The 23,097-nt window shown below is 69.7% G+C and carries 21 protein-coding genes; 18 read left to right on the forward strand and 3 right to left on the reverse strand.

Annotated elements, in window-relative coordinates; translation table 11 throughout:
- The first annotated feature begins 33 nt into the window (after positions 1-33).
- The 4 genes from KF708C_RS14850 to KF708C_RS14865 are packed head-to-tail and all read left to right on the forward strand — an operon-like array spanning position 34 to position 3,538.
- Complete coding sequence (locus tag KF708C_RS14850; RefSeq protein ID WP_059412409.1) at positions 34-1,395, forward strand: acyclic terpene utilization AtuA family protein; 1,362 nt, start codon at positions 34-36, stop codon at positions 1,393-1,395.
- 2 nt (positions 1,396-1,397) lie between these two features.
- Positions 1,398-1,724, forward strand: a complete 327-nt coding sequence (locus KF708C_RS14855) for a DUF4387 domain-containing protein (protein ID WP_059412410.1) — start codon at positions 1,398-1,400, stop codon at positions 1,722-1,724.
- Positions 1,725-1,726: 2 nt separating this feature from the next.
- Positions 1,727-2,350 carry a 3,4-dihydroxy-2-butanone-4-phosphate synthase gene (ribB, locus tag KF708C_RS14860; protein ID WP_082079566.1) on the forward strand — a complete coding sequence of 208 codons (624 nt, stop codon included), beginning with the start codon at positions 1,727-1,729 and terminating at the stop codon, positions 2,348-2,350.
- Positions 2,351-2,359: 9 nt separating this feature from the next.
- Positions 2,360-3,538 carry a 2-methylaconitate cis-trans isomerase PrpF family protein gene (locus tag KF708C_RS14865; RefSeq protein ID WP_059412411.1) on the forward strand — a complete coding sequence of 393 codons (1,179 nt, stop codon included), beginning with the start codon at positions 2,360-2,362 and terminating at the stop codon, positions 3,536-3,538.
- Positions 3,539-3,764: 226 nt separating this feature from the next.
- Here KF708C_RS14865 and KF708C_RS14870 read toward each other — a convergent pair whose 3' ends face one another.
- A complete protein-coding gene (locus tag KF708C_RS14870) occupies positions 3,765-4,469 on the reverse strand; it encodes an FCD domain-containing protein (RefSeq protein ID WP_043366180.1) in 705 nt (234 codons plus the stop codon).
- A 118-nt stretch (positions 4,470-4,587) separates the two neighbouring features.
- Between KF708C_RS14870 and phnA the strand changes: the two genes are divergently transcribed.
- The 6 genes from phnA to KF708C_RS14900 are packed head-to-tail and all read left to right on the forward strand — an operon-like array spanning position 4,588 to position 12,035.
- Positions 4,588-5,841 carry a phosphonoacetate hydrolase gene (gene phnA / locus KF708C_RS14875; RefSeq protein WP_059412412.1) on the forward strand — a complete coding sequence of 418 codons (1,254 nt, stop codon included), beginning with the start codon at positions 4,588-4,590 and terminating at the stop codon, positions 5,839-5,841.
- Positions 5,838-7,124, forward strand: coding sequence for an alkaline phosphatase family protein (locus tag KF708C_RS14880; RefSeq protein WP_059412413.1), 1,287 nt, complete (start codon positions 5,838-5,840; stop codon positions 7,122-7,124). The genes phnA and KF708C_RS14880 overlap by 4 nt, the downstream gene beginning before the upstream one ends.
- 41 nt (positions 7,125-7,165) lie before the next feature.
- Positions 7,166-8,701, forward strand: coding sequence for an ABC transporter substrate-binding protein (locus KF708C_RS14885; protein WP_029043469.1), 1,536 nt, complete (start codon positions 7,166-7,168; stop codon positions 8,699-8,701).
- On the forward strand, positions 8,701-9,534 hold the full coding sequence (locus tag KF708C_RS14890; protein ID WP_029043468.1) for an ABC transporter permease: 834 nt from the start codon (positions 8,701-8,703) through the stop codon (positions 9,532-9,534). Before KF708C_RS14885 ends, KF708C_RS14890 begins: the two co-directional genes overlap by 1 nt.
- Before the next feature lie 3 nt (positions 9,535-9,537).
- Positions 9,538-10,461, forward strand: coding sequence for an ABC transporter permease (locus KF708C_RS14895; RefSeq protein ID WP_059412414.1), 924 nt, complete (start codon positions 9,538-9,540; stop codon positions 10,459-10,461).
- Positions 10,458-12,035 (forward strand): dipeptide ABC transporter ATP-binding protein, encoded by a 1,578-nt coding sequence (locus KF708C_RS14900; RefSeq protein ID WP_063923012.1) that lies wholly within the window; start codon positions 10,458-10,460, stop codon positions 12,033-12,035. Before KF708C_RS14895 ends, KF708C_RS14900 begins: the two co-directional genes overlap by 4 nt.
- A 28-nt stretch (positions 12,036-12,063) precedes the next feature.
- Here KF708C_RS14900 and KF708C_RS14905 read toward each other — a convergent pair whose 3' ends face one another.
- Entirely contained in the window at positions 12,064-13,278 is a 1,215-nt protein-coding gene (locus KF708C_RS14905; RefSeq protein WP_059412416.1) for a hypothetical protein, read from the reverse strand.
- 250 nt (positions 13,279-13,528) lie between these two features.
- Between KF708C_RS14905 and KF708C_RS14910 the strand changes: the two genes are divergently transcribed.
- From KF708C_RS14910 to KF708C_RS14920, 3 genes are read left to right on the forward strand one after another with little or no spacing between them, the layout of a single operon-like run.
- Positions 13,529-14,419: a transporter substrate-binding domain-containing protein gene (locus tag KF708C_RS14910; protein ID WP_059412417.1), complete on the forward strand. Its 891-nt coding sequence runs from the start codon at positions 13,529-13,531 to the stop codon at positions 14,417-14,419.
- 8 nt (positions 14,420-14,427) lie between these two features.
- Positions 14,428-15,276: a transporter substrate-binding domain-containing protein gene (locus tag KF708C_RS14915; RefSeq protein ID WP_059412418.1), complete on the forward strand. Its 849-nt coding sequence runs from the start codon at positions 14,428-14,430 to the stop codon at positions 15,274-15,276.
- A 29-nt stretch (positions 15,277-15,305) separates the two neighbouring features.
- Positions 15,306-16,745, forward strand: coding sequence for an FAD-binding oxidoreductase (locus KF708C_RS14920; RefSeq protein ID WP_059412419.1), 1,440 nt, complete (start codon positions 15,306-15,308; stop codon positions 16,743-16,745).
- Positions 16,746-16,767: 22 nt separating this feature from the next.
- Here the strand turns inward: KF708C_RS14920 and KF708C_RS14925 are convergent, their stop codons facing one another.
- A complete protein-coding gene (locus KF708C_RS14925; protein ID WP_029043464.1) occupies positions 16,768-17,541 on the reverse strand; it encodes an SDR family NAD(P)-dependent oxidoreductase in 774 nt (257 codons plus the stop codon).
- A gap of 368 nt (positions 17,542-17,909) precedes the next feature.
- On the opposite strand from KF708C_RS14925, the gene KF708C_RS14930 reads away from it, so the two are divergent.
- From KF708C_RS14930 to KF708C_RS14950, 5 genes are all read left to right on the forward strand, one after another.
- Positions 17,910-19,118, forward strand: a complete 1,209-nt coding sequence (locus KF708C_RS14930; RefSeq protein ID WP_059412420.1) for an efflux RND transporter periplasmic adaptor subunit — start codon at positions 17,910-17,912, stop codon at positions 19,116-19,118.
- A 1-nt stretch (position 19,119) separates the two neighbouring features.
- The gene (locus KF708C_RS14935; RefSeq protein ID WP_059412421.1) at positions 19,120-19,818 is read left to right on the forward strand and encodes an ABC transporter ATP-binding protein; all 699 of its coding nucleotides are present in this window, start codon (positions 19,120-19,122) and stop codon (positions 19,816-19,818) included.
- Between the two features lie 21 nt (positions 19,819-19,839).
- Positions 19,840-20,994: an ABC transporter permease gene (locus tag KF708C_RS14940; protein ID WP_020202393.1), complete on the forward strand. Its 1,155-nt coding sequence runs from the start codon at positions 19,840-19,842 to the stop codon at positions 20,992-20,994.
- Positions 20,995-21,009: 15 nt separating this feature from the next.
- Positions 21,010-22,176, forward strand: coding sequence for an ABC transporter permease (locus KF708C_RS14945; RefSeq protein ID WP_059412422.1), 1,167 nt, complete (start codon positions 21,010-21,012; stop codon positions 22,174-22,176).
- A 353-nt stretch (positions 22,177-22,529) separates the two neighbouring features.
- On the forward strand, positions 22,530-23,096 hold the full coding sequence (locus KF708C_RS14950; protein WP_020202391.1) for a peroxiredoxin-like family protein: 567 nt from the start codon (positions 22,530-22,532) through the stop codon (positions 23,094-23,096).
- The last annotated feature ends 1 nt before the right edge of the window (position 23,097 follow it).

Raw genomic sequence — 23,097 nt, forward strand, 5'->3', positions numbered from 1 at the left:
GGTGGCTTCAGTCCCATCTTGGAAGGAGAGGCAATGAAGGAAATCAGGATCGTGACGCCGGTCGGCATGCTCGGGTATGGCATCCCGGTGGAAGACTTCAACCGCGCCATCGAGGCCGGCGCGCAGGCCGTCATCGTTGACTCGGGGTCCACGGACCCCGGGCCCTATCAGCTTGGCCTGGGTGCCATGCTCGTATCCCCGGAGGCATATGCGCGCGATCTGCGGGTTATCCTGCAAGGCATTGGCCCGCGCAGGATCCCGCTGCTGATCGGCTCCGCAGGCGGGCCGGGCACCGCGCGCCATGTGGACGATCTCATCGCCATCATCGGCACGATTGCAGCCGAGCTGGGGCGGCGTCTCAAAGTGGCGGCCATCTATGCCGACGTGGACGCCGGCATCGTGCGCGACAGCCTGGCATCGGGGGGCATTGCGCCGTGCGCGTCGGCGCCGGCGCTGACGGTTGCCGACATCGACGGGTCGGCGCATATCGTGGCGCAGATGGGCGTCGAGCCCATTCTGAAGGTGTTGCGGGAGCAGCCGGATGCCGATGTTGTCGTGTGCGGACGCGCCTACGACCCTGCCCCATTCGCCGCGTTCTGCATGCTGCATGGCATCGATGAGCCGGGCATCTACTGGCACATGGGCAAGATCATGGAGTGCGGTGGCGTCTGCGCGGAGCCGAAGGGCAAGGTCATCCTTGCCACGGTGCGCGAGGACAGTTTCGACCTGACGCCGATGAGTCCGCATGAGCGCTGCACGCCGCTGTCCGTTGCCGCGCATACGTTGTACGAGAAGACGCGCCCCGACCTGCTGGCCGGGCCCGGCGGCGTGCTGGACCTGACCGCTGCGCAATACGAACAGATCGATCCGCAGACCACACGCGTGCGCGGCAGCGTGTTCCGGCCTTCGGATGGCTACCAGGTCAAGCTCGAAGGCGCAGCCATATGCGGCTACCGGACGATCTTCATCGGCGGCGTGCGCGACCCGATCCTGATCGGGCAGATCGATCCGTTCCTGGAGCGCGTGCGCGCGCGCATGGCGGGCATCTTTCCCGAGCTCGAAGGCGGAGAGGCCACGCTGCACTTCCACGTCTACGGCAAGCATGCCGTGATGGGGCGGCAGGAACCGCTACGCGATGCTGTGCCTCATGAAGTGGGCGTGCTGGGCGAGGTGACGGCGCCCACGCAGGCACTTGCCAATGCCATCTGCAGCGCCACCCGCATTGGCGTGCTGCACATGCCGTATCCCGGGCAGAAGGCCACGGCCGGCAACTTCGCGCTGCCGCTCAACCCGCCGGAGAACCCCATTGGACCCGTGTGCCGGTTCTCGATCTATCACCTGATGACGGTGGATGCGCCGGAGTCCCTGTTTCCCTATCGCATGCTGGAGGTCTGATCATGGCAACGCTGCGCGATATCGCCGATGTTATCCGGAGCAAGAACTCCGGGCCGTTCGAGATCACGTTCGACGTGATCTTTGCCGATGCCGACCGCTATCGCCATGTGCGCGACAGCGGCGTGCTCAATCCGGAGACCGTGCTGCGGCTCTATGGGGTTCCCGAGCGCGACCTGCTGACGTGCATGTTCTTCGAGCCCGCGCTGGCCTTCAAGTTCACGCTGCGCCGGCATGGCGACCAGGGTGGGGTAGGCGAGCGCGATACCTTCGGCGCGCAGCAGCATGCGCCGCTGATGACGCTCGAGGTGCCGGCATTCCGCGGAGCCTGATCATGCAGACCGATCCGATCGAGAGCGCGTTGGCGGCCATTGCCGCGGGATCGCTTGCCGTGGTGGTGGACGATGCCGGCCGCGAGAACGAGGGCGACCTGATCATGGCTTGCGAGGCCGCCACGCCGGAGACCATCGCCTTCATGGTGCGCTGGACCAGCGGCGTGATCTGCGCGGCATTGCCGGGCGAGCGGCTGGACGCACTGAGCCTGCCGCCGATGGTCAAGGAGAACACCGAGAGCATGCGCACCGCCTTTACCGTGACGGTCGACTACCGACACGGCACCACCACGGGAATCTCGGCGTCGGACCGCGCGGCGACGCTGCGCGCCCTGGCCGACCGGGCGCGCAAGGCGGGGGATTTCAATCGGCCTGGCCATGTCTTTCCGCTGCGTGCCCGCGCGGGTGGCGTGTTGCGCCGGCCGGGCCATACCGAAGCCGCCGTGGATCTGGCGCGGCTGGCGGGCATGCAGCCGGCGGGCGTGCTGGCGGAGGTGGTCAACGACGACGGCACCATGGCACGGCTCCCGGAGCTGGTGGCGTTCGCGCGGCGGCACGGACTGCCGATCGTCACCATCGCGGACCTGATCGCCTGGCGGCAGGCCAATGAACGGCTTGTGGCCTGAGGAGCGACGATGCCTCAAACGAACGAACAGGTGGCATACCGCTGCGTGCTGATGCGCGGAGGTACCAGCAAGGCGCTGTTCTTCCATGAGTCCGATGTGCCGCCACCGGGTCCGGAGCGCGACCGCATGCTCAAGCGGGCGATGGGTACGCCCGATCATCTTCAGATCGACGGTCTTGGCGGCTCCCGTCTGGTCACGTCCAAGGTGGCGCTGGTCCGTCGCTCTACCCGGGACGGTGCCGACGTGGATTACACGTTTGCGCAGGTCGACGTCGAGCGAGACCTGATCGGCTACACCGCGAACTGCGGCAATATCTCGTCGGCGGTGGGCCCGTTTGCCATCGACGAGGGCCTGGTGGCGGCCGTGGAGCCGGTCACGACGGTGCGGGTCTACAACACCAATACCGACAGTATTCTGGCAATGCAGGTCCCCGTGTCGCACGGCAAGGCCCGGGTGCACGGGAACTACGCCATACCCGGCGTGCCTGGTAGCGGCGCCGAGATACTGATGGACTACACCGATACCGTCGGCGCGAAAACCGGCAAGTTGCTGCCGACCGGGCTGGCGGCCGAGGTCATCGCGCTGGAAAGCGGCGGGGCGCTGGAAGTGTCGATCTGCGATGCCGCCAATCCGTGCGTCTTCGTGCAGGCGTCGACATTGGGGCTGACCGGTCATGAGTCGCCCGATGCATTGACTGGCGATATCGCGCTGATGGACGCCGTCTCGGAGATCCAGGCGAAGGCGGGGGAGCGGATCGGCATGTGGCCAGACTGGCGCAGCCAGCACAAGCCGGGCATTCCGCTGATGGTGCTGGTGGCGCCCGCCGGCGATTACCGGGACGCCACGGGCGCCATGCATGAGGCAGGTTCGATGGATGTGCGCGCGCGGCTGGTATTCCTGGGAAAGTGTCACGACAGCATGGCCGGCACGGGCGCGCTATGTGCGGCAGCGATTTCGCGCGTGCCAGGCAGCGTGGTGCATCGCCTGCTGGGTGACAATGGCGCACAGGCGCAGTCGTTGCGGATCGGCCATCCACTAGGGGTAATGGCCGTGCGGGTGGAAGTTGAGCCGGACCGGCCCGGCGAGCCGAGAGATATCCGCCTGCGATCGCTGGGCCTTGCCCGCACCGCGCGTCGTCTCATGGCCGGAGAGATCTACCTGCCGGATTTGTCCCGGGAAGCCGGCTGATCCGCATCACCCGCGTGGAAGATGGCCAGGTTCCGTGAAAAAGTGGAGCGACATCGTGCCGCTGTTGCATTCCCGCCAGAGCCGGAAGCACGGATTCTGGAAACTCGGGGCTTCATTGACAACAGGGGGCGTCAACGACTTTGTCGCGGCGTGATCTGGCCGCCGGCCCGACGCCGGGCATGCTCCGCGGAACCCGGCACGCGGGCCGCGCCGGCGTCTTCCGTTCTTACCGGGCGCTCTCGTGGCCCTCGTCGTCCCCGGCGTGCTCCATCGCCGCGCGTACCTTCTGCAGGCTGGCCTGCGTGTGCCGGCGCAGCAGTTCGCTGGCGCGCTCGCGCTGGCGGCCGCGGATGGCGTCGAAGATCATCCGGTGTTCCTGCAGCGAGCCGGCCAGCGTCGCCGGGTTGTGCCGGAACGAGTAGCTGCGGAAGAGATTGAGCTGCACCACCACGCGCCGGTACGCATCGTAGAGCACCGGATTGCCCGAGCCCCGGGCCAGTTCGTCGTGGAACTGGAAATTCAGCGCGGCATAGGCTTCCACGTCCAGCCGGGACACCGCGTCCTGCATGCGGTCCAGCACTTGTGAAATGGCCTCCTCGAGCGCCGCCGACATGTTGTCCGTGGCGGTCTCGCCGATCAGCCCCTCCAGCGGGATCCGCACCTGATAGAGGTACTCGGCCTGGCGCAGGTCCAGGTTGCGGACGCGCACGCCGATGTTTTTCTCGAATTCGACCAGGCCGCGCTCTTCGAGCATGCGGAATGCTTCCCGGACCGGGCCGCGCGAGATGCCCATGTCATTGGCCAGCGCCACCTCGCGCAGGGGGACGCCGGGCAGGATTTTCCCGGAAGCAATGCGCTTCTCCAGCTCTTCGTACACCAGGCCGGTCAACGATTGCGTGCGCAACACTTCAAGTGCGTTCGGCGAGTTCATGTGCATTTGGCAAGTTCAGGCGTGCATTATACCGATCTTCCGTCTAACTGCAGATTGTCAACAATATGCAATAAAGCGAGGGCATCATGCCGAACGAAACGTCAGCACAAGGAAAAAGATGCAGCGCGCAGTGGAAGTGAACGGCAATACCTATCTGTGGCCCGGGCGGCCTGTCGTGGTCGTCTGCATCGACGGGGGCGACCCGGAATACCTGAGCCGGTTCCTGGCCGACGGCAGCGTGCCGAACATCGCGCGCTTCGTCCGGGAAGGGTTCGCCACGGTGGCCGACGGCTCGATGCCCTCCGTCACCTGCACCAACAATATGTCCATCATCTGCGGCGTGCCGCCTTCGGTGCACGGCATCTCGGGCAATTTCTACCTGGACGCGGCGACCTGGGCGCCCGTGGCCATGACGGGGCCCGAGCTGCTGCGCAGCACCACTATCCTCTCGGCCTTCGCCAACGCGGGCGCCAGGGTCGTGTCGATCACGGCGAAGGACAAGCTGCGGCGCCAGCTGGGCAAGGACCTGGACGTGTCCCGGGGGCACGTGTCGTTCTCTTCCGAGCACGCCGACCGATGCACGCTGGCCGACAACGGCATCGAGAACGTGCTGGAGTACGTCGGCATGCCCAAGCCCGACATGTATTCCACGGCGCTCTCGCTGTTCGTGCTGGAGGCGGGCATCAAGCTGCTGGCGGAACGCCGCCCGGACCTGATGTACCTGTCGCTGACGGACTACGTGCAGCACAAGTTCGCCCCCGAGGATGCCGAGGCGCGCGCGTTCTATCGCCAGCTCGACGATGCGTTCGGCCGCCTGGCGGGGCAGGACATCGTGCTGGCGCTGACCGCGGATCACGGCATGAGCGACAAGAGCAATGCCGCCGGCGAACCGAACGTGATCTGGCTGCAGGACGTGCTCGACGCGAAGTTCGGCGCCGGCGAAACCACCGTGATCTGCCCGATCACCGATGCGTTCGTGGCCCACCACGGCGCCCTGGGCGGATTCGTGCGCGTGTGGAGCAAGGGCAAGGTCGCACCGCAGGCGATCATCGACGCGGTCTCGGCGCTCGACGGGGTCGACCTGGCGCTGGGCCGGGAGGCCGCCTGCCGGCTCTTCGACCAGCCCGCCGACCGCGAGGCCGATGTGGTCGTGGTGGGAAGAAAGGACGTGTGCATCGGCAGCGCCGCGAGGCTGCACGATCTCGCCGGGCTGAGGGGGCATCGCCTTCGCACGCACGGCGCGCTCGCGGAAACGAAGGTGCCGTTCATCCTCAACCGTCCGCTCAACGAGGCGTACCGGCAAAAGGCGGCCTGCATGCCGATCGACAGCTGGCGCATCTTCGACTTCGCGCTCAACGGGGTGCAGCCGTGAACCGCAGGCGAGCGGTCGTGGTCATCTGCGACAGCCTGCGCCGCGACCTGGTCACGCCGGCGAACAGCCCGCTGCTCACGGGGCTGGCGGCGCGGGCCACGTGGTTTGCGGACGTGCGCAGCGTGTTCCCGTCGACCACCCGCGTCAGCTCCGCCTCGATCGCAACCGGATGCTGGCCGCGCCGCCACGGGCTGCTGGGCAACTGCATGCTGCTGGAGCAGCCCGACGGCCTGCACAACCACTCGGTCGGCAAACCGGCGTTCCGCGAGCATCTGCGCGCCGCGACCGGCCGCACGCTGTGGGTGCCGACGCTCGCCGAGCGCCTGGCGGCGCATGGCGGCGCGCGCATCTATTCCAACGTGTCGCCGGGCGCGGCCTATTTCCACGACCCGGATGCCCACGGCCACGTGTATCACCGCGCGGGGTCCTACGGCCCGGGGCACGTGCCGCACACCGGCGCGCAGGCGCTGGACATCGCCAGCGGCGCGGCGGGCGACGCGGAGATGACCGAACGCTTCTGCGCCATGCTGCTCGCCGGCGACGCCCCGACGCTCGCCACGCTGTGGCTGTCCGAGCCGGATCATTCCGGTCACGGGCAGGCACTCGGCTCGCCGCCGCACCTGCGCGCCATCGGGCATGCCGAGGCCTGCCTGGCGCGCGTGCTCGAACACGTGGGCCGGCTGCGCGAGCGCGGCGAGGACGTGCTGCTGCTGGTCGGTTCGGATCACGGCATGGAAACCGTGCTCGGCGAGATCGATGTCGAGCAGGCGCTGGTCGACGCCGGCCTCAAGGATGGCAGGGAAAGCCGCGAAGTGGTGGTGGCGCCGAACGGAACCTCGTTCGTGCTCGGGGTCATGCCCGCCGCCGCCGCGCGCATTCCGGCCATCGTCGAATTCCTCCGCGGCCAGCCGTGGTGCGCGGAACTGTTCCACGGCGAGGCGCTGGCGCGCATCGGCATGCCGCAGGACCAGTCCGTGTGCACCCTCGCGGTCACGATGGGGCACGTCGACAGCGTCAACGCGCACGCCGTCGCGGGCGCGAGCTGGATCGTGGCCGACCATGCCGACCCCAAGTCATACGACGGCCGCGGGCAGCACGGCGGGCTCGGCGTCAACGAACAGGCGCCGTTCCTGATCGCGCAAGGCGGCGGCTTCGGCCCCGGGCGCGTCAGCCGGCATCCCGTCGGCCTGGTCGACTACGCCCCCACCATCCTGCGGCATCTCGGACTGCCCGCCGATGGCATGGACGGCGAGGCCATTCCCTTCCCGGACTCTTCCAACTGATCACCGATCCGCGTTGGTCACTTAAGCAAGGACACCCAAGCATGAAACGCCGCACGCTATTGAAACTCGCCGCCGCCAGCTCCGTCATGACTTCCGCCGGGCTGCACAGCAGCCTGCTGAGCGCGCAGACCGCGGGCACGCCGCGCCGCGGCGGGACCCTCAAGATCGCCCTGCTGGGCCTGGATACGGCGGACCCGCATCGCCACGCCGGCTCCATCGCGGTGCAGCAGGTCTACGTGGAAACGCTCACCAGCATTGCCGACGACGGCACCGTCAAGCCGTTTCTCGCCGAGCGTTTCGAGATTTCCCCGGACGGCAAGCGCTACACCTTCGCGCTGCGCAAGGGCGTGCGCTTCCACAACGGCCGCGAGATGACGGTGGCGGACGTGAAGGCCAATTTCGAGCGCGTGCGCGACAAGGTCAAGGGCGGCTGGCTGAGCGGCGCGATGAAGCTCATCAGCAGCCTGACGGTCAGCGCGCCCAACACGCTGCATGTGGAGCTGAGCAAGTCCTATGCCCCGTTCCTCAACCTGATCTCGGAGCTGTGGATCGTGGCGCCGGAGTCGCCGGGCTGGGAGGACACCATCCGCCAGCCCATCGGCACCGGCCCGTTCATGTTCGGGAAATGGCAGCCCGACGTGAAATTCACCGCGCCGGCGTTCAAGAACTACTGGCAGCCGGGCCTGCCCTACCTGGACGTCGTGGAGTTCGACCTGCAGGGCGACCGCGACAACAGCCTGTCGCTGCGTTCCGGCGACCTGCAGGTCGCCTACGTCGGCAACGACAAGCTGGCCACGCTGCGGCAGGAAAAGGTCGGCGTGCAGACCCTCAAGGACACGGCCTGGTATTTCCTGTCGTTCAACAATCGCAAGCCGAGCGCGCTGATGCAGGACGCCCGCGTGCGCGAAGCGGTCGCGCTGTGCATCGACAAGCGCGCGTACATGGACTTCATCGTCAAGGGGGCCTGGCCCAGCGACCAGCCCATGCGTCCGGACACGTTCTACTGGGACCGCGCCATCGAGGAGAAGGACCCCTACGCCAGGCCGGATCTCGCGCGCGCCAGGAAGCTGCTCAAGGATGCGGGGATCGACCCGGCGGCGCACACGCTGAAGGTGGTCTCGTGGAAGAACGACTACGCGCAGGTCGCCGTGCAGATGGTGCGCCAGCTGGGCTTCAAGATCGACCACCAGGCGCTCGACGACATCGGCGCCCAGCGCGCGCTCGGCCAGTACGACTGGGATCTGGCGCCGTTCCATTCCGGCCCGCGCGCCGACGTCTACCTGCGCTACGCGCGCCTGCTCTCCGACGGCCCGAGCCCGATGCTCTGGGGCGGCATCCAGGACAAGGAGCTGGACGCCAGGATCAACGCCGCCGTCACCGCGCCCAATGCGCAGCAGGCGAAGGCGGGCTACCTGCAGGCGTGGCAGCACGTCATGGACAAGCTGTACACGCTGGGCATCGGCCACGCGGCCGACGCCATCGGCGTCGCGCCGTCGGTGCGCGGCTATTCCACCGGCTATACCTGGAGCCAGCACCGCGTCGACGGGGGACTGGCCCGCACGTGGCTCGCCGCCTGATGCGCCGGCAACTCTCCCGCCTGGGCCGGTGCTGGCCCTGGGCCATCTTGCTCGCGGCCGTGCTGGCCGCGGCGCTCGGCCCCATGCTGCTGGCCCAGGATCCGTACGCGCAGGATCTGCTGGCGCGCAACGGCGCGCCCTCGGCGGCGCACTGGCTGGGCACCGACAATCTCGGCCGGGACATCCTGGCCCGCATCGTCGCGGGCACGCGCTTCACGCTGATCGTCGCGGTCTTCTCGGGCGCCATCGCGCTGGTCGGCGGTGCCGGCCTGGGCCTGGTCGCGTGCTCGATCGGCGGCGTGGTCCGCACCGCGCTCTACATGGTCTTCGACATGATCCGGACCCTGCCGCCGATCCTGCTGTCGCTGGCGATGATGGTTGCGTTCGGCGTCGGCACGCAGTCCGTGATCCTGGCCGTCGGCATTTCGTTCATGCCGCTGTTCGGCTACGTGTCCCGCGCCGCCAGCGAGCGCGAGATGACCTCGGGCTACGTGCGCGCCGCGCACGTGCTGGGCATCCCGCGCTCCACCATCCTGTGGCGGCACATCTTTCCCAACGTCGCCGGCACGCTGCTGACCCAGCTCGCCATCGTGGTGCCGCGCGCCATCGTCATCGAGTCCGTCCTGAGTTTCTTCGGCCTCGGCGTGGCGCCCGACGTGCCCACCTGGGGGCGCATCATCGCGATGGCGGTGCCCTACGCGGAAGACGCGCCGAATTCATTGCTGTTTCCCGTGCTGGCGCTGGCGCTGACCTCGCTGTCGCTGTCGATCGTGGGCAGCCAGCTGCGCCGGCGCTTCGACCCGCTGGCCCGGATGCGTCCGTCGGGAGCCTGAACCATGCATCCCATGCTCGAAGCCATCATGCATCTGGGCCGCCAGTTGCTCACCGTCGCGGCGATCTCGTTCGTCATCTTCTTTCTCGTGCGCGCCACGCCCGGCGACATCACCGACTACTACGCCGCGCGCGGGGACTACAAGGCCGAGGAGCTCGCCACGCTGCGCAAGGACCTAGGGCTGGACCGCAGCCCCGCCGTGCAGTTCGAGCGCTGGCTCGCGCACGCGGCGCATGGCGAGTTCGGGGAATCGATGCGCTACGGCGCGCCGGTCGCCACGATGCTGGCCGAAGCGCTGCCGCGCACCCTGCGCCTGACGCTGCTGAGCCTGGCCGTCGGGCTGGCGCTGGGCATCGGCCTGGCCATCCTGGCGCTGACCTGGCAGCGCCTGGGCCTGGGCGCGCTGATCGAGGCGATCAACATCTGGTCCATTGCCGTGCCCACGTTCTGCACCGGCGCGCTGGGCATCCTGGTGTTCTCGATCTGGCTCCGGTGGCTGCCCATCCGGGGCCAGATGCTGTTGCCGGTGCTCATTCTCGGGCTGGACATCGCCGGCCAGATCGCCAAGCCGCTCTATGAGGAGCTCAAGGAAACCACGCGCTCCGGCTTCGTGCGCACCGCGCGCGCCAAGGGGCTGTCCGCGTGGCGCGTCACCTGGCGGCATGTCCTGCCCAACTGCCTGTCGCAGGTGATTGCCTTGTCCGGCGTGATCCTGGGAGGGCTGGTGGGCGGAACCCTGACGATGGAAGCGCTGTTCTCCCTGCCGGGGCTCGGCGGGCTGACGCTCGAGGCGATCCTGAGCCGCGACTATCCGGTGATCCAGGTCTCCATCATGACCATCGCCGCCTTCATCGTTCTTGCCAATCTCGCGGCGGACGCCTTGCTGCGCTGGGTGGACCCGCGTCTGGCCAAGGTTTCCCGCCAATGACCGACGTGCATTCTCTTCCCCTTCTATCCATCCGGTCCCTGTGCGCGCATCACGGCGGCAAGCCGGTGCTGCACGATGTCACGCTGGACATCCATCCCGGCCAGTCCGTCGGCCTGATCGGCGAGTCCGGCAGCGGCAAGTCGCTGACCGCGCTGGCCTGCATGGGTTTGCTGCCCGACGGCATCGCCGCCACGGGCAGCATCCGCCATCGGGACACCGAGCTCATGCACCTGGGCGAGCCCGGCTGGCAGGACATCAGGGGCAAAAAGATCGGCATCGTGTTCCAGGACCCGATGACGTCGCTGAATCCCATCATGACGCTGGGGTCCCAGATCCTGGAGAGCCTGAAGCCGGTCGACGGCGAACGCGCGGCGGACCGGCGGGCCAGGGCCGCGCGCCTGCTGGACGAGGTCGGCCTGCCCGACCCGGCCGGCATGCTGCGCCGCTACCCGTTCGAGCTGTCGGGCGGGCAGCAGCAGCGCGCCATGATCGCCATGACGCTGGCGGCGGAGCCGGAACTGCTGATCGCGGACGAGCCGACCACCGCGCTGGACGTCACCACGCAGGCGCAGATCCTCTCATTGCTGCGCGACATACAGCGCCGGCGCGGCATGGCCATGCTGTTCATCTCGCACGACCTGGACGTGGTGTCGGCAATGTCGGATCACGTCGCCGTCATGTACGGCGGGCACCTGGTCGAGCAGGGCGGCACGCGGCAGATCATCGATGCGCCGCGCCATCCCTATACCCGCTCCCTGCTCGATGCGCATGCCGGGCTCTCCGTCAGCCGGCGCGGCATGCCGGCCGCCGGCGGCGTCGTGGTCGATATCGCCGGCCTTTGCGTGGACTACGGGCGGTTCCGCCCCAAGCGCGTGCTCGACGGCGTGGCGCTGCGGCTGCACGCGGGCATGACCCTGGGCATCGCCGGCGAATCGGGCTCCGGCAAGACCACGCTGGCCCTCACCATCATGGGGCTGCTGACGCCCAGCGCCGGGCAGGTCCGGGTCTTCGGCATGAACCCGGCCGAAAAGCGCCTGCGCCGGGAATTCGCCCGCCATTGCCAGTATGTCTTCCAGGACACCACCGGCAGCCTGAACCCGCGGCGCACGCTGCTGCAGGCGCTGTCGGAACCGCTTCTCGCGCAGGACCGCGCGCTGACCGGCCGCGAGCTGCTGCGCCGCTGCGCCGCCATGCTGGAAGAGGTCGGCATGGAGCCGTCGCTGCTGGCGCGCTTTCCGCACCAGATCTCGGGCGGGCAGCGGCAGCGCATCGTCATTGCGCGCGCGCTCGCCATGAATCCGCGCCTGCTTGTCTGCGACGAGCCCGTGTCGGCACTGGATGCCACGGTGCGCAATCAGGTCCTGGCGCTGCTGGCCGGGCTGCGCCGCGAACGCGACCTGACCCTGATCTTCATCGGGCATGACCTGAACGTGATGGCGTCGATGGTCGACGAGGTCATCGTCATGCGCCGGGGCGGCATCGTGGAGCACGGCGCGGCCGGCGAGGTGTTTTCCTCGCCGCGCCATGACTACACGCAGGAACTGCTGCGGGCCGGGCGCTGCGCGACGGTGTGAGCGGGCGGCGCTTCCCGCGCCGCGCGCGCTAGTCCCCGCCCAGTCCCGTCAGCCGCTGTTCGGCTTCGATCTTGTCGCTCCTGGCATTGAGCAGCGCGGTCTGCGCCTTGAGCGCATCGAGTTCGGCGCTGGCCGCCGCCGTGGCCGCGGCGGTATCGGCCGCCCGTTTCTTGGCGAGGTAGCCTTCCACCGAGGCCGAGGTGTCGGAGGCCGACGAGGCGATCTTCTCGATGGTGCTCTCCTGGCCGTAGGTGAAGCTCTCCAGCTGGCCGTTGGCGGCAAAGCTCAGGGACAGGTTGTTTTTCTGGAACGGGCCGTTCCTGAGCGGCAGGACGAGACGCCGCCCGAACTGGCCGGCGCGGGTTTCCACGGAAGCGAGCAGGCGTTCCGGCGTGCCGTCGCTCTTGCCGGTGGCGACTTCGACGGCGATGGGGGCGGGTTCGCGGTAGACGATGCCCTTGCCGTTCCACTCGGGGGCCGGCTCCGCGGGCTTTGGGGGCACGGCCCGGAGCCGGATCACCGTGGTGAACGCCGGCAGCCGGGCGGCGCCGTCGAGATAGTCCTTCCTGAACCAGGCCTGGAGATCGCCCGCGGCCGGCGCATGGACCATGCGCCGGCTCGCCTCGCTCCAGTCGGGGTCGAACGTGTAGGTCCGGGTGAGGGTCAGCACGGCACGCGCGGCGGTGACGGCGGCCGCCACGTTGGCCCGGCCCTTGTCGTCCAGGCCGGGGTCGATGAGCTGGGCCGTGCTGCCCTGCACGGTCTTCAGGGCGTCCAGGATGCCGGGGCTGCAGGGCTGCGGCGCCACGGCCGCGGTGGGGATGCCAGCCACTATCCGGGCCACGCCGAGCGCCGTCCCGACCACGGCCTTGGCCACCGCGGCGGAGCGGTCCTCGGCCTGCGCGCCGACCGTGTGCAGGGTCTGGTTGTCGTAGACCGTCGCGGTCAGCGTGGTGGTCTTCCAGCCCGAACTCAGCGACTGGAGCGGCAGCGAATAGTGCTGCGCCGGATCCGCGACCGACGCTTCGACGATGGTGGCGCGCTGCACGACTTCGATCCTGGGCTGGCAGGCCTGCAGCTCGTAGGTCGCCGTGACGGTGTAGCGCTGGCGCGGCAGGTAATAGGAGAAACCCGGCTCGGCCGGCTGGGCGCCGGGGCTGGCCAGTTGCTCGTGGGTGAGCTGCGTGGTGCAGGCGGACAGGACAAGACAGCCGAGGGGTAGCACCCGGACGGATCGCTTCATGGTTCTTCCTTTCTTGGCGGTAAGGACAACACGTGAGGCTGCGCAGAGGCGGGACCGGGTTCCGGCCGCGGCCGGCGCGAAACCCGTGCGCCAGTGTATGCGGATGCCGCCCGGGGCGGCTCCCCACGGCGGTGGGGCGGCGCGCATATCCATATCCGAAACGCTTTGTTGTCGCCGCCGGCGCGATCCCGCAAGATGCCCGCTTGCCTGTCCGTTCCCCCCTTTTCCCGTGCCTCGCCGCGCGGCCCGCATGCCTTCTTCCGTCTTCCGCTTTCCGCCCGCTGCCCGCACCGCCCGCGCCACCGTGGTGCTGGCTGCGCTGCTTTGCCTGATGGCCGGCGCCGCCCATGCCGACGCCACGCTGGACAAGATCCGTCAGCGCGGCCGGATCAGCGTCGGCATCGACGGCGCGAGCCCGCCGTTCGGTTTCATGGACACGGCCAGCGGCAAGGTCGGCGGCTACCAGACCGATCTGGCGGCCGATCTCGCGCGGCGCCTCGGCGTGCAGCTGGAGACCGTGCCGGTCACGGCCAACACGCGCGTGCAGTTCCTCAACACCGGCAAGGTGGACGTGCTGATCGCCAACATCCAGTGGACGCAGGAGCGCAGCGAGATCCTGTCGTTCGCGCCGACGCCCTACGATCTCGTGGGCGGCGCGGCGATGGTGTCGCGCGCGAGCGGCATCCACCGCTGGGAAGACCTGCGCGGCAAGGTGGCGTGCGTCTCGCAGGGCAGCAACTTCGCCCGGCCGCTGCAGGAGACCTACGGCGCCATCGTCAAGGGGCTGCGCGGCATTCCCGAATCGCTGCTGGCGCTCAAGGGCGGCTCGTGCGCGGCCTCGGTGCACGTGCAGCCGGCGCTTTACCAGAAGCTGCACGGCGACGGCGCCGCCGAGTGGAAGGACTACGAGCTGGCCACGCCGGACCAGCTGATCCCGTCGCCCACGGTGGTCTGGATGCGCCGCGGCGAGGCCGATACGCAGGCGTTCGTCGACGGGGCCGTCCGCGACTGGCACCGCTCCGGCCTGCTGCTGCGCACCGCGCAGAAGTACGGCGTGCCGGATGCCTACATCAGGCTGCGCAACCAGAAGGCGCAGCAGGGCGAGTTCGATCACGCGCCGCTGGCGCAGACCACGAAATGACATTGCCGATGCCGACTCTTCCCCGTTCCGGCGCGACCTCGCGCGTTCTGCGCGCCGCGCTGCTGGCCGGCCTCGCGCTGGCCGCCGCCGCCGCCCACGCCGACGCCACGCTCGACAAGATCCGCCAGCGCGGCAAGCTCGTGGCCGGCGTGATTCTTTCCGGCCCGCCTTTCGGCACGCTCGATCCGGCCACGCAGAAGCCCGTCGGCTACAACGTGACCCTGGCCGAGGGCGTGGCGAAGGGGCTCGGCGTGGCGCTGGAGACGGTGCAGGTGCAGCCATCCAACCGCGTGCAGTTCCTGCAGCAGGGCAAGGTCGACATCCTGATCGCCAACATGCAGTGGACGCAGGAGCGCAGCGAGATCCTGACCTTCGTGCCCACGCCGTTCGAGGAAGTCGGCGGCGCGGCGGTGGCCAGGAAGGGCAGCGGCGTGACCCGCTGGGAGGACCTGCGCGGCAAGCCGGTCTGCGTCTCGCAGGGCAGCAACTTCACCAAGCCGCTGATCGAGCAGTACGGCGCGCAGATCAAGGCCTTCCGCGGCCAGCCCGAGTCGCTGCTGGCGCTGCGCGGCGGCAACTGCGTGGCCGCGGTGCACGTGAGCCCGACCCTGCGCGACCTGGTGGAGCACAACGCGGACTGGAGCGGCTACGAGATCGTCTCGCCGCGCGACCTGATCCCGTCGCCGTCGGTGATCTGGGTGCGGCGGGGCGAGGCCGACGCGCAGGCCGCGATCGACCGCATCGTGCAGGACTGGCACCGCACCGGCTGGCTGATCGAGGTGGAGAAGAAGAACGGCATGACGCCCACGCCGCTGCTGCACCAGCTGCACGACAAGTACCGCAAGGCGCCGGGCTGAGCCAGCCGCGGCGCGAAGGAAGCCTGCCCATGACCTCTTCTTTGCTGGAAGCGCTGCGCGCCGGGCTCGGCGCGCAGCATGTCCTGGCCGGCGCCGACGCGGCCGGCTATCTCACCGACCAGCATGGCCGCCTGCACGGCCGGGCGCTCGCGGTGGCGCGGCCCGCCGACACGGCGCAGGTGGCGCTGGTGGTGCGGCTGTGCCGCGCGCACCGCGTGCCGGTGGTGCCGCAGGGCGGCAATACCGGCCTGATGGGCGGCGCCACGCCGGACGCCAGCGGCCGCGCGGTGCTGCTGTCGCTGGGGCGGCTGAACCGCCTGCGCGCCATCGACACGGACAACGACACCATCACCGTGGAAGCCGGCTGCGTGCTCGCCAGCGTGCAGCAGGCCGCGCGCGACGCGGGCCGGCTGTTTCCGCTGAGCCTCGGCTCCGAGGGCAGCTGCACCATCGGCGGCAACCTGTCCACCAATGCCGGCGGCACCCAGGTGCTGCGCTACGGCAACGCGCGCGAGCTCACGCTCGGGCTGGAAGTGGTGACGGCCGAGGGCGCGGTCTGGGACGGCCTGCGCGGGCTGCGCAAGGACAATACCGGCTATGCGCTGCGCGATCTCTACATCGGCAGCGAAGGCACGCTCGGCATCATCACCGCGGCCACGCTCAGGCTGTATCCGTTGCCGGCCACGCAGCAGACCGCGCTGCTGGCCTTTCCGTGCATCGGCAACGCGGTGGCCTTCCTGTCGCACGCGCGGGCCGGCTTCGGCGCGGCGCTGACCGCGTTCGAGCTGATCTCCGACACCGCGCTGGGCCTGATCGCGCGCCACGTGCCGGAGCAGCCGATCCCGCTGCCGGACCTGGACCATCCCTGGTACGCCTTGCTGGAACTGTCCGACGGCGAGGGCGAGGAACACGCCCGCGCGCGCTTCGAGGCGGTGGTGGGCAGCGCGTTCGAGGATGGCCTGGTCACCGACGCGGTCATCGCCGAAAGCCTGGCGCAGAGCCAGGCGCTGTGGCGCCTGCGCGACGAGGCGCTGGGCGAGGCGCAGCGCCGCGACGGCCGCAACGTCAAGCACGATGTCTCGGTGCCCATCTCGCGCATCCCGGCGTTCGTGCGCGGCACGGCGGCGGCGCTGGAGGCGCGCTTTCCCGGCGTGCGGCCGGTGGTGTTCGGGCACCTGGGCGACGGCAACCTGCACTACAACGTCTCGCACGCGCCGCACCAGAGCGCCGCCGCGGTGTTCGCGGTGGAAGACGAGATCCACGAGGTGGTGCACGACAGCGCGCACGCGCACGGCGGCTCGATCAGCGCCGAGCACGGCATCGGCCAGCTCAAGCGCGACGTGCTGCCGCGCTACAAGAGCGCGGTGGAGATGGACCTGCTGCGCCGGCTCAAGCAGGCGCTGGACCCGCTGGACCTGCTCAACCCGGGCAAGGTGCTGCGCGAGGCCGGGCAGGCGCCGCAGGCGTAGCGCCGCGCCGCGCGGCGGGCCGCTACAGCACCGCCGAGGTGCCGCCGTCGATATTGATGCTGGTGCCGGTCACGTAGCTGGCCGCCTGCGAGGCCAGGAAGGCGATGACGTTGGCCGCTTCCTCCGCATGGCCCACGCGCCCGAGCGGGATGTCGCCGGCCATGCGGGCATAGAGCTCGTCGACCGGGATGCCGGCCTGCGCGGCCTTGGTCTCGTGCTGGCCCGCGCGGATCAGGCCGATGCACACGGTGTTTACCAGGATGTTGTCCGGCGCGAATTCCTTGGACAGGGCCTTGGTGAACGCCAGCCCGGCGGCGCGCGTGACGGTGGTCGGCGTCGACCTGGCGCGCGGCTGCTTGGCGCCGATGTTGGTGACGTTGATGATGCGTCCGCCGCCCTGCTGCCGCATGTGGGGAATGGCCAGCCGCGCCAGCCGGATCGCGGCGAACAGCTTGAGCTCGAAGTCGGCCTGCCAGGCTTCGTCGGACACGCTCTCGAACGCGCCCGTGGCCGAGGTGCCGGCGTTGTTGACGAGGATGTCGAGGCGGCCGAAGGCGTCGAGCGCGGCCGTCACCAGTTGCGCGCAGTCGCCGGCCTGGCTCACGTCCGCCCGCACCGCCGCCACGCGCCCGCCCAGCGCGCGGATTTCCTCCGCCACCTGGTCCAGCCGCTCGCGCCCGCGCGCGGCCAGCACCACGGCCGCGCCTTCCTGCGCCAGCCGCAGCGCGGCGGCCCTGCCGATGCCCTGCGAGCCGCCGGTGACGATCGCTACCTTGTCCTGCAATCCCAGATCCATCGCATCCCCTCCCGTTTTTGCGGAAATCATCCGGCGCGTAGTGTATCCGCTAGGCGCGGCCTTTGCCGGGCGCGGCGCGGGGCCGGGGAGGGAGGGGGAGCGGCCGCCGTGCAACAGGATGTGACAAGCCGCCGCGATGTTCGATGTGGTGTTGCCAGCACCGCCCGGGCACGGCACTATACTGGGGCGCCCTTCCCATGCGCGGCGCGCGGGTATGCCGGCGGGCATGCCGGCCGGTGCGTCGTTCGATGTATTGTCCGATGCGTCGCCCGGCGTGCCCCGCGGCGTGCCGTTCGTCCGGCGGCACCCGCGCCGGTGCGCCGCGACATCCCCGACGTTACCGTCCAACGGCAGAAAAAGGCCCGAAATTGGCTGATCACGATCTGGCAAAGCTGAAAATCGAGCGCGGCCCGCTCGCTCCCGTTCCCCGGCGGCGCAGGTGGCTGCGCTACGCGGCCGCGGCGGTGGCCGTCGCCGTGGCGCTCGGCATCGGCGCCCGGCTGGCCGCGCCGCCCGCGGTGGAGACAGTCACGGTCGCCTCCGCCTACCCGTCGCAGGCCTACACGCTGCTCAACGCGACCGGCTACGTGGTGCCGCAGCGCAAGGCCGCGGTCGGCTCGAAGGCGCAGGGCCGCCTCGAATGGCTGGGCGTGCTGGAAGGCTCGCACGTGAAGCTCGACGAGGTGATCGCCCGCATCGAGAGCCGCGACGTGCAGGCGTCGCTGGCGCAGGCCTCGGCGCAGGTCAGCGTGGCGCAGGCCAACCACGAACTGCAGGTCGCCGAGTTGAAGGACGCCGAGATCAGCCTGCGCCGCTCCGAGACGCTGCTGGTGCCGAAGGCCATCTCCACGGCGCAGTACGACGCCGACTTCGCGCGCTACAACAAGGCGAAGGCGTCGGTCAGCAGCGCGCGCGCCGCCATCGTCTCGGCGCAGGCCAACGCGCGCGCCGCGCAGGTGGCGGTGGACCAGACCGTGATCCGCGCGCCGTTCGACGGCGTGGTGCTGATCCGGCATGCCAACGTGGGCGACAACATCACGCCGTTCTCGTCGGCCTCCGACACCAAGGGCGCCGTCGTGACCATCGCCGACATGGAGACGCTGGAGGTCGAGGCGGACGTGGCGGAATCCAACATCGGCAAGATCAGCGTGGACCAGCCCTGCGAACTGCAGCTCGACGCGCTGCCGGCGCTGCGCATGGAAGGCCGCGTGTCGCGCATCGTGCCCACGGTGGACCGCTCCAAGGCCACGGTGCTGGTCAAGGTGCGCTTCGTGGACCGCGACGCGCGCGTGCTGCCCGACATGAGCGCCAAGATCGCCTTCCTGGACAAGCCGGTGCCGGCGCAGGACCGCAAGCCGGTGGTCGCGGTGCAGCCCGCCGCGCTGGTCGAGCGCGGCGGGCGCAAGGTGGCCTACGTGCTCGGCAAGGACGGCACCGTGCGGGAAACCCCGGTCACGGCCGGCGCCGCGCTCGGCGAGCTGGTCGCGGTCGGCGGCCTGGCGCCGGGCGACGTGGTGGTGCTGGCGCCCGGCGACAAGCTGCGCGACGGCGCCAGCGTCACCGTGGCGAAGAAGTAGCATGCATTCCGCCGCCGCCCCGCTCATCGCCATCCGCCACGTCGCCAAGTCGTACCGGCGCGGCGCGCAGACCGTGCCGGTGCTGACCGACATCACGCTCGACATCGCCGGGGGCGACTTCATCGCGCTGATGGGGCCGTCCGGCTCGGGCAAGAGCACGCTGCTGAACCTGATCGCCGGCATCGACCGGCCCGACAGCGGCGAGCTGCTGGTGGCCGGGCTCGACATCACGCGGCTGGCCGAGGCCACGCTGGCCGAATGGCGCGCGGCCCACGTCGGCTTCATCTTCCAGTTCTACAACCTGATGCCGGTGCTGACCGCGTTCGAGAACGTGGAGCTGCCGCTGATGCTGACCCGCCTGAGCCGCGCCCAGCGGCGCGAGCGCGTCGGCATGGTGCTGGAGATGGTGAACCTGGCCGACCGCATGAGCCACTATCCGTCCGAGCTGTCCGGCGGCCAGCAGCAGCGCGTGGCGATCGCCCGCGCGCTCATCACCGACCCGATGCTGATCGTGGCCGACGAGCCCACCGGCGACCTCGACCGCACCTCGGCCGCGGAGATCCTGGCCATGCTGCAGCGGCTCAACGCGGAACTCGGCAAGACCATCGTCATGGTCACGCACGACGCGCACGCGGCCGCCGCGGCGAAGTCGCTGGTGCACCTGGAGAAAGGGGAGCTGATCCATGCCAGTGCCGGCTGAGCGGCGCCGCGGACGGATGCCATGTTCGCGCTGAAGCTGATCGTGAGGAACGCGCTGCGCCACAAGCTGCGCACCACGCTGACCGTGGCCGGGCTGGTGGTGGCGGTGCTGGCGTTCGGGCTGCTGCGTACCGTGGTGGACGCGTGGTACGCGGGCGCCTCGGCGGCGTCGAGCGCGCGGCTGGTGACGCGCAACGCCATCTCGCTGGTGTTCCCGCTGCCGCTGAGCTACGAGAACCGCATCCGCGGCGTCGACGGCGTCACGCTGGTGGCGCGCTCCAACTGGTTCGGCGGCATCTACCGCGACCCCAAGAACTTCTTCGCGCAGTTCGCCGTCTCCGACAACTATCTGGACCTTTATCCCGAGTTCATCCTGCCGGCGCAGCAGCGCGCCGATTACCAGCGCGACCGCCGCGGCGCGCTGGTCGGGCGCCAGCTCGCCGACCAGTTCGGCTTCAAGGTGGGCGACGTGGTCCCGCTCAAGGGCACCATCTACCCCGGCACCTGGGACTTCGTCGTGCGCGGCATCCTCGACGGGCGCGACGAAAGCACCATCACGCGCCAGATGGTGTTCCACTGGGAATACCTCAACGAGACCGTGCGCAAGCGCACGCCGCGGCAGGCCGACCAGGTGGGCGTCTACGTGGTCGGCGTGGCCAGCCCCGACAACGGCGCGGCGGTCGCGCGCGCGGTGGACGGCGTGTTCAGGAACTCCCTGGCCGAGACCCTGACCGAGACCGAGCAGGCCTTCCAGCTCGGCTTCGTGGCCATGTCCAACCAGATCATCGCGGCGATCCGCGTGGTGTCCTACGTGGTGATCGTCATCATCATGGCGGTGATGGCCAACTCGATGGCGATGAGCGCGCGCGAGCGCACGGTGGAGTACGCCACGCTCAAGGCGCTCGGCTTCGGGCCGGGCTTCCTGGCGCTGCTGGTGTTCGGCGAGTCGGTCGCCATCGCCGTGGCCGGCGGCGCGCTCGGCATGCTCGCCACGCCGCCGATGGCGACCCTGTTCAAGCAGTCCGTGGGCGGCGTGTTCCCGGTTTTCAGCGTGTCGCGCGAGACCGCGCAGCTGCAGGCGGCCTGCGCGCTCGTGGTGGGGCTGGCGGCCGGCATCGTGCCGGCCGTGCAGGCCGCGCGCGTGCGCATCGTCGAGGGCCTGCGGGCCATCGGCTAGGCGCAAGGAGCCGACGTGGCGATTCCGCTCTCCTACATCGCGCGCAACCTGTGGGCACGCCGCCTGACCACGGCGCTCACGGCCGGCGGGCTGGCGCTGGTGGTGTTCGTGTTCGCCACCATGCTGATGCTCGACGCCGGCCTCAAGCAGACCCTGGTGACGACCGGCGAGCAGGACAACGTGGTGGTGATCCGCAAGGGCGCCGAGACCGAGATTCAGAGCGCGATCTCGCGCGAGCAGGCCAGCATCATGGAGATGCACCCGGCCGTGGCGACGGGCGCCGACGGGCGCCCGTGGGTGTCCAAGGAAGCGGTGGTGCTGATCTCGCTGACCAAGGCCAGCTCGGCGCGGCCCTCCAACGTGGTGATCCGCGGGGTTTCGCCGGCGGGCCTGGCGCTGCGCCCGCAGGTCCGGCTGGTGGCCGGGCGCCTGTTCCGGCCCGGCTCGTCCGAGATCGTGGTCGGCAGCAGCATCGCCAAAGGATTCGACGGCGTGCAGATCGGCGAGCACCTGCGCTTCGCCCAGCGCGACTGGACCGTGGTGGGGCATTTCGACGCCGGCGGCAGCGGCTTCGACTCCGAGATCTGGGGCGACGTCGACCAGCTCATGCAGTCGTTCCGGCGCACCAGCTATTCGGCGATGGTGTTCCGCCTGGCGCAGGCCGGCCGGCTCGACGGCTTCCGCGCCGACATCGACGTCGACCCGCGCCTGGCCAGCGAGGCCAAGCGCGAGCAGGTGTTCTACAGCGACCAGTCGAAGGCGCTGTCCGCGTTCATCAACATCCTGGGCTTCACGCTGTCGGTGATCTTCTCGGTCGCGGCGATGATCGGCGCCATGATCACCATGTACGCCTCGGTGGCCAACCGCGTCGCCGAGATCGGCACGCTGCACGCGCTCGGCTTCAAGCGCAGCAACGTGCTCGGCGCGTTTCTCATCGAGGCCATGCTGCTGGGGCTGGCCGGCGGTGTCGCCGGCCTCGCCTGCGCGGCGCTGATGCAGTTCGCGTCGTTCTCCACCACCAACTTCCAGACCTTCGCCGACCTGTCGTTCCGCTTCATCCTCACGCCGTCCGTGGTGGCGAAGACGCTCGCGTTCGCGGTGGCGATGGGCCTGTTCGGCGGCTTCCTCCCGGCGCTGCGCGCCGCGCGCCTGAGCATCGTCGACGCGCTGCGGGCGCACTGAGCGCGGCTGTCCGCTTTTTCCGCGCGGCTTCCGGTTCCCGCTTGCGCGGTTGCGCGCCATCTCGCGCCACCTCGCGCCATCTCACGTTACCTCGCGCCACCTCGCTTCGTCTCCCCGCCCGTTCTCAAATACGGAACTGTTGTGCCGTATTTGGGAAACACCTACTGTAGCTTCATCGACAGGGAGACCTGGATGACCGATGCCGCTCAAGCCTGCAACACGCGCCGTGGCGCTACCCGCCACGCCCTTGCCCGCGTGCACTGCAGCATGAATCCCAACCTCGCTTCGACCCGCTCCGGCGCGCAGGACAGCGCGCGCCGGTCCCGCCCATGCCCCAGAACGGAGTGCTCCGCATGCTGATTCCCCGCCAGGCCGTCCCGGCCCTCGCCGTCCCCACGCTCGACCACGGCGACTACGTGTTGCAGCACGAGTCGCCGGCGCAGTTTTCCCTCGTGGTGTTCTACCGCGGCTACCACTGCCCGGTGTGCGCCAAGTACCTGATGGAGCTGGGCCGGCTGCTGCCCGAGTTCGATGCCCGCGGCGTGTCCGTGGTGGCGATCAGCTCGGACGCCGCGCCGCGCGCGCGCAAGATGGCCGACAAGATCGGCATGCCGGCGCTGCGCATGGGCTACGGCCTGCCGCTGGCGGTGGCGCGCCAGTGGGGCCTGTACGTGACCGAGGGCCACGGCAAGACCTCGATCGGCATCGACGAGCCGCCGATGTTCTCCGAGCCCGGCGTGTTCCTGGTGCGGCCCGACCAGACGCTGTACTACGGCGCGGTGCAGACCATGCCGTTCGCGCGGCCGCAGTTCGCCGAGCTGCTGACCTCGGTGGATTTCGCCATCACGCGCAACTACCCCGCGCGCGGCGAGTACACCGGCCCGGTCAGCGCGGCCGCGCAAGCCGAGATGGCGGCCTGAG

Source organism: Cupriavidus basilensis, from assembly GCF_000876015.1.
Lineage (GTDB): Bacteria > Pseudomonadota > Gammaproteobacteria > Burkholderiales > Burkholderiaceae > Cupriavidus > Cupriavidus basilensis_B.

Bases quoted from the DNA above. Each gene is read 5' to 3' on its own strand.
- KF708C_RS14910 (WP_059412417.1), top strand. From the start codon at position 13,529: ATGCCTTCTTCCGTCTTCCGCTTTCCGCCCGCTGCCCGCACCGCCCGC.
- KF708C_RS14905 (WP_059412416.1), bottom strand. From the start codon at position 13,278: ATGAAGCGATCCGTCCGGGTGCTACCCCTCGGCTGTCTTGTCCTGTCC.
- KF708C_RS14940 (WP_020202393.1), top strand. From the start codon at position 19,840: ATGTTCGCGCTGAAGCTGATCGTGAGGAACGCGCTGCGCCACAAGCTG.
- ribB (WP_082079566.1), top strand. From the start codon at position 1,727: ATGCAGACCGATCCGATCGAGAGCGCGTTGGCGGCCATTGCCGCGGGA.
- KF708C_RS14925 (WP_029043464.1), bottom strand. From the start codon at position 17,541: ATGGATCTGGGATTGCAGGACAAGGTAGCGATCGTCACCGGCGGCTCG.
- phnA (WP_059412412.1), top strand. From the start codon at position 4,588: ATGCAGCGCGCAGTGGAAGTGAACGGCAATACCTATCTGTGGCCCGGG.
- KF708C_RS14915 (WP_059412418.1), top strand. From the start codon at position 14,428: ATGCCGACTCTTCCCCGTTCCGGCGCGACCTCGCGCGTTCTGCGCGCC.
- KF708C_RS14890 (WP_029043468.1), top strand. From the start codon at position 8,701: ATGCGCCGGCAACTCTCCCGCCTGGGCCGGTGCTGGCCCTGGGCCATC.
- KF708C_RS14900 (WP_063923012.1), top strand. From the start codon at position 10,458: ATGACCGACGTGCATTCTCTTCCCCTTCTATCCATCCGGTCCCTGTGC.
- KF708C_RS14935 (WP_059412421.1), top strand. From the start codon at position 19,120: ATGCATTCCGCCGCCGCCCCGCTCATCGCCATCCGCCACGTCGCCAAG.
- KF708C_RS14865 (WP_059412411.1), top strand. From the start codon at position 2,360: ATGCCTCAAACGAACGAACAGGTGGCATACCGCTGCGTGCTGATGCGC.
- KF708C_RS14855 (WP_059412410.1), top strand. From the start codon at position 1,398: ATGGCAACGCTGCGCGATATCGCCGATGTTATCCGGAGCAAGAACTCC.
- KF708C_RS14885 (WP_029043469.1), top strand. From the start codon at position 7,166: ATGAAACGCCGCACGCTATTGAAACTCGCCGCCGCCAGCTCCGTCATG.
- KF708C_RS14870 (WP_043366180.1), bottom strand. From the start codon at position 4,469: ATGAACTCGCCGAACGCACTTGAAGTGTTGCGCACGCAATCGTTGACC.
- KF708C_RS14920 (WP_059412419.1), top strand. From the start codon at position 15,306: ATGACCTCTTCTTTGCTGGAAGCGCTGCGCGCCGGGCTCGGCGCGCAG.
- KF708C_RS14950 (WP_020202391.1), top strand. From the start codon at position 22,530: ATGCTGATTCCCCGCCAGGCCGTCCCGGCCCTCGCCGTCCCCACGCTC.
- KF708C_RS14895 (WP_059412414.1), top strand. From the start codon at position 9,538: ATGCATCCCATGCTCGAAGCCATCATGCATCTGGGCCGCCAGTTGCTC.
- KF708C_RS14850 (WP_059412409.1), top strand. From the start codon at position 34: ATGAAGGAAATCAGGATCGTGACGCCGGTCGGCATGCTCGGGTATGGC.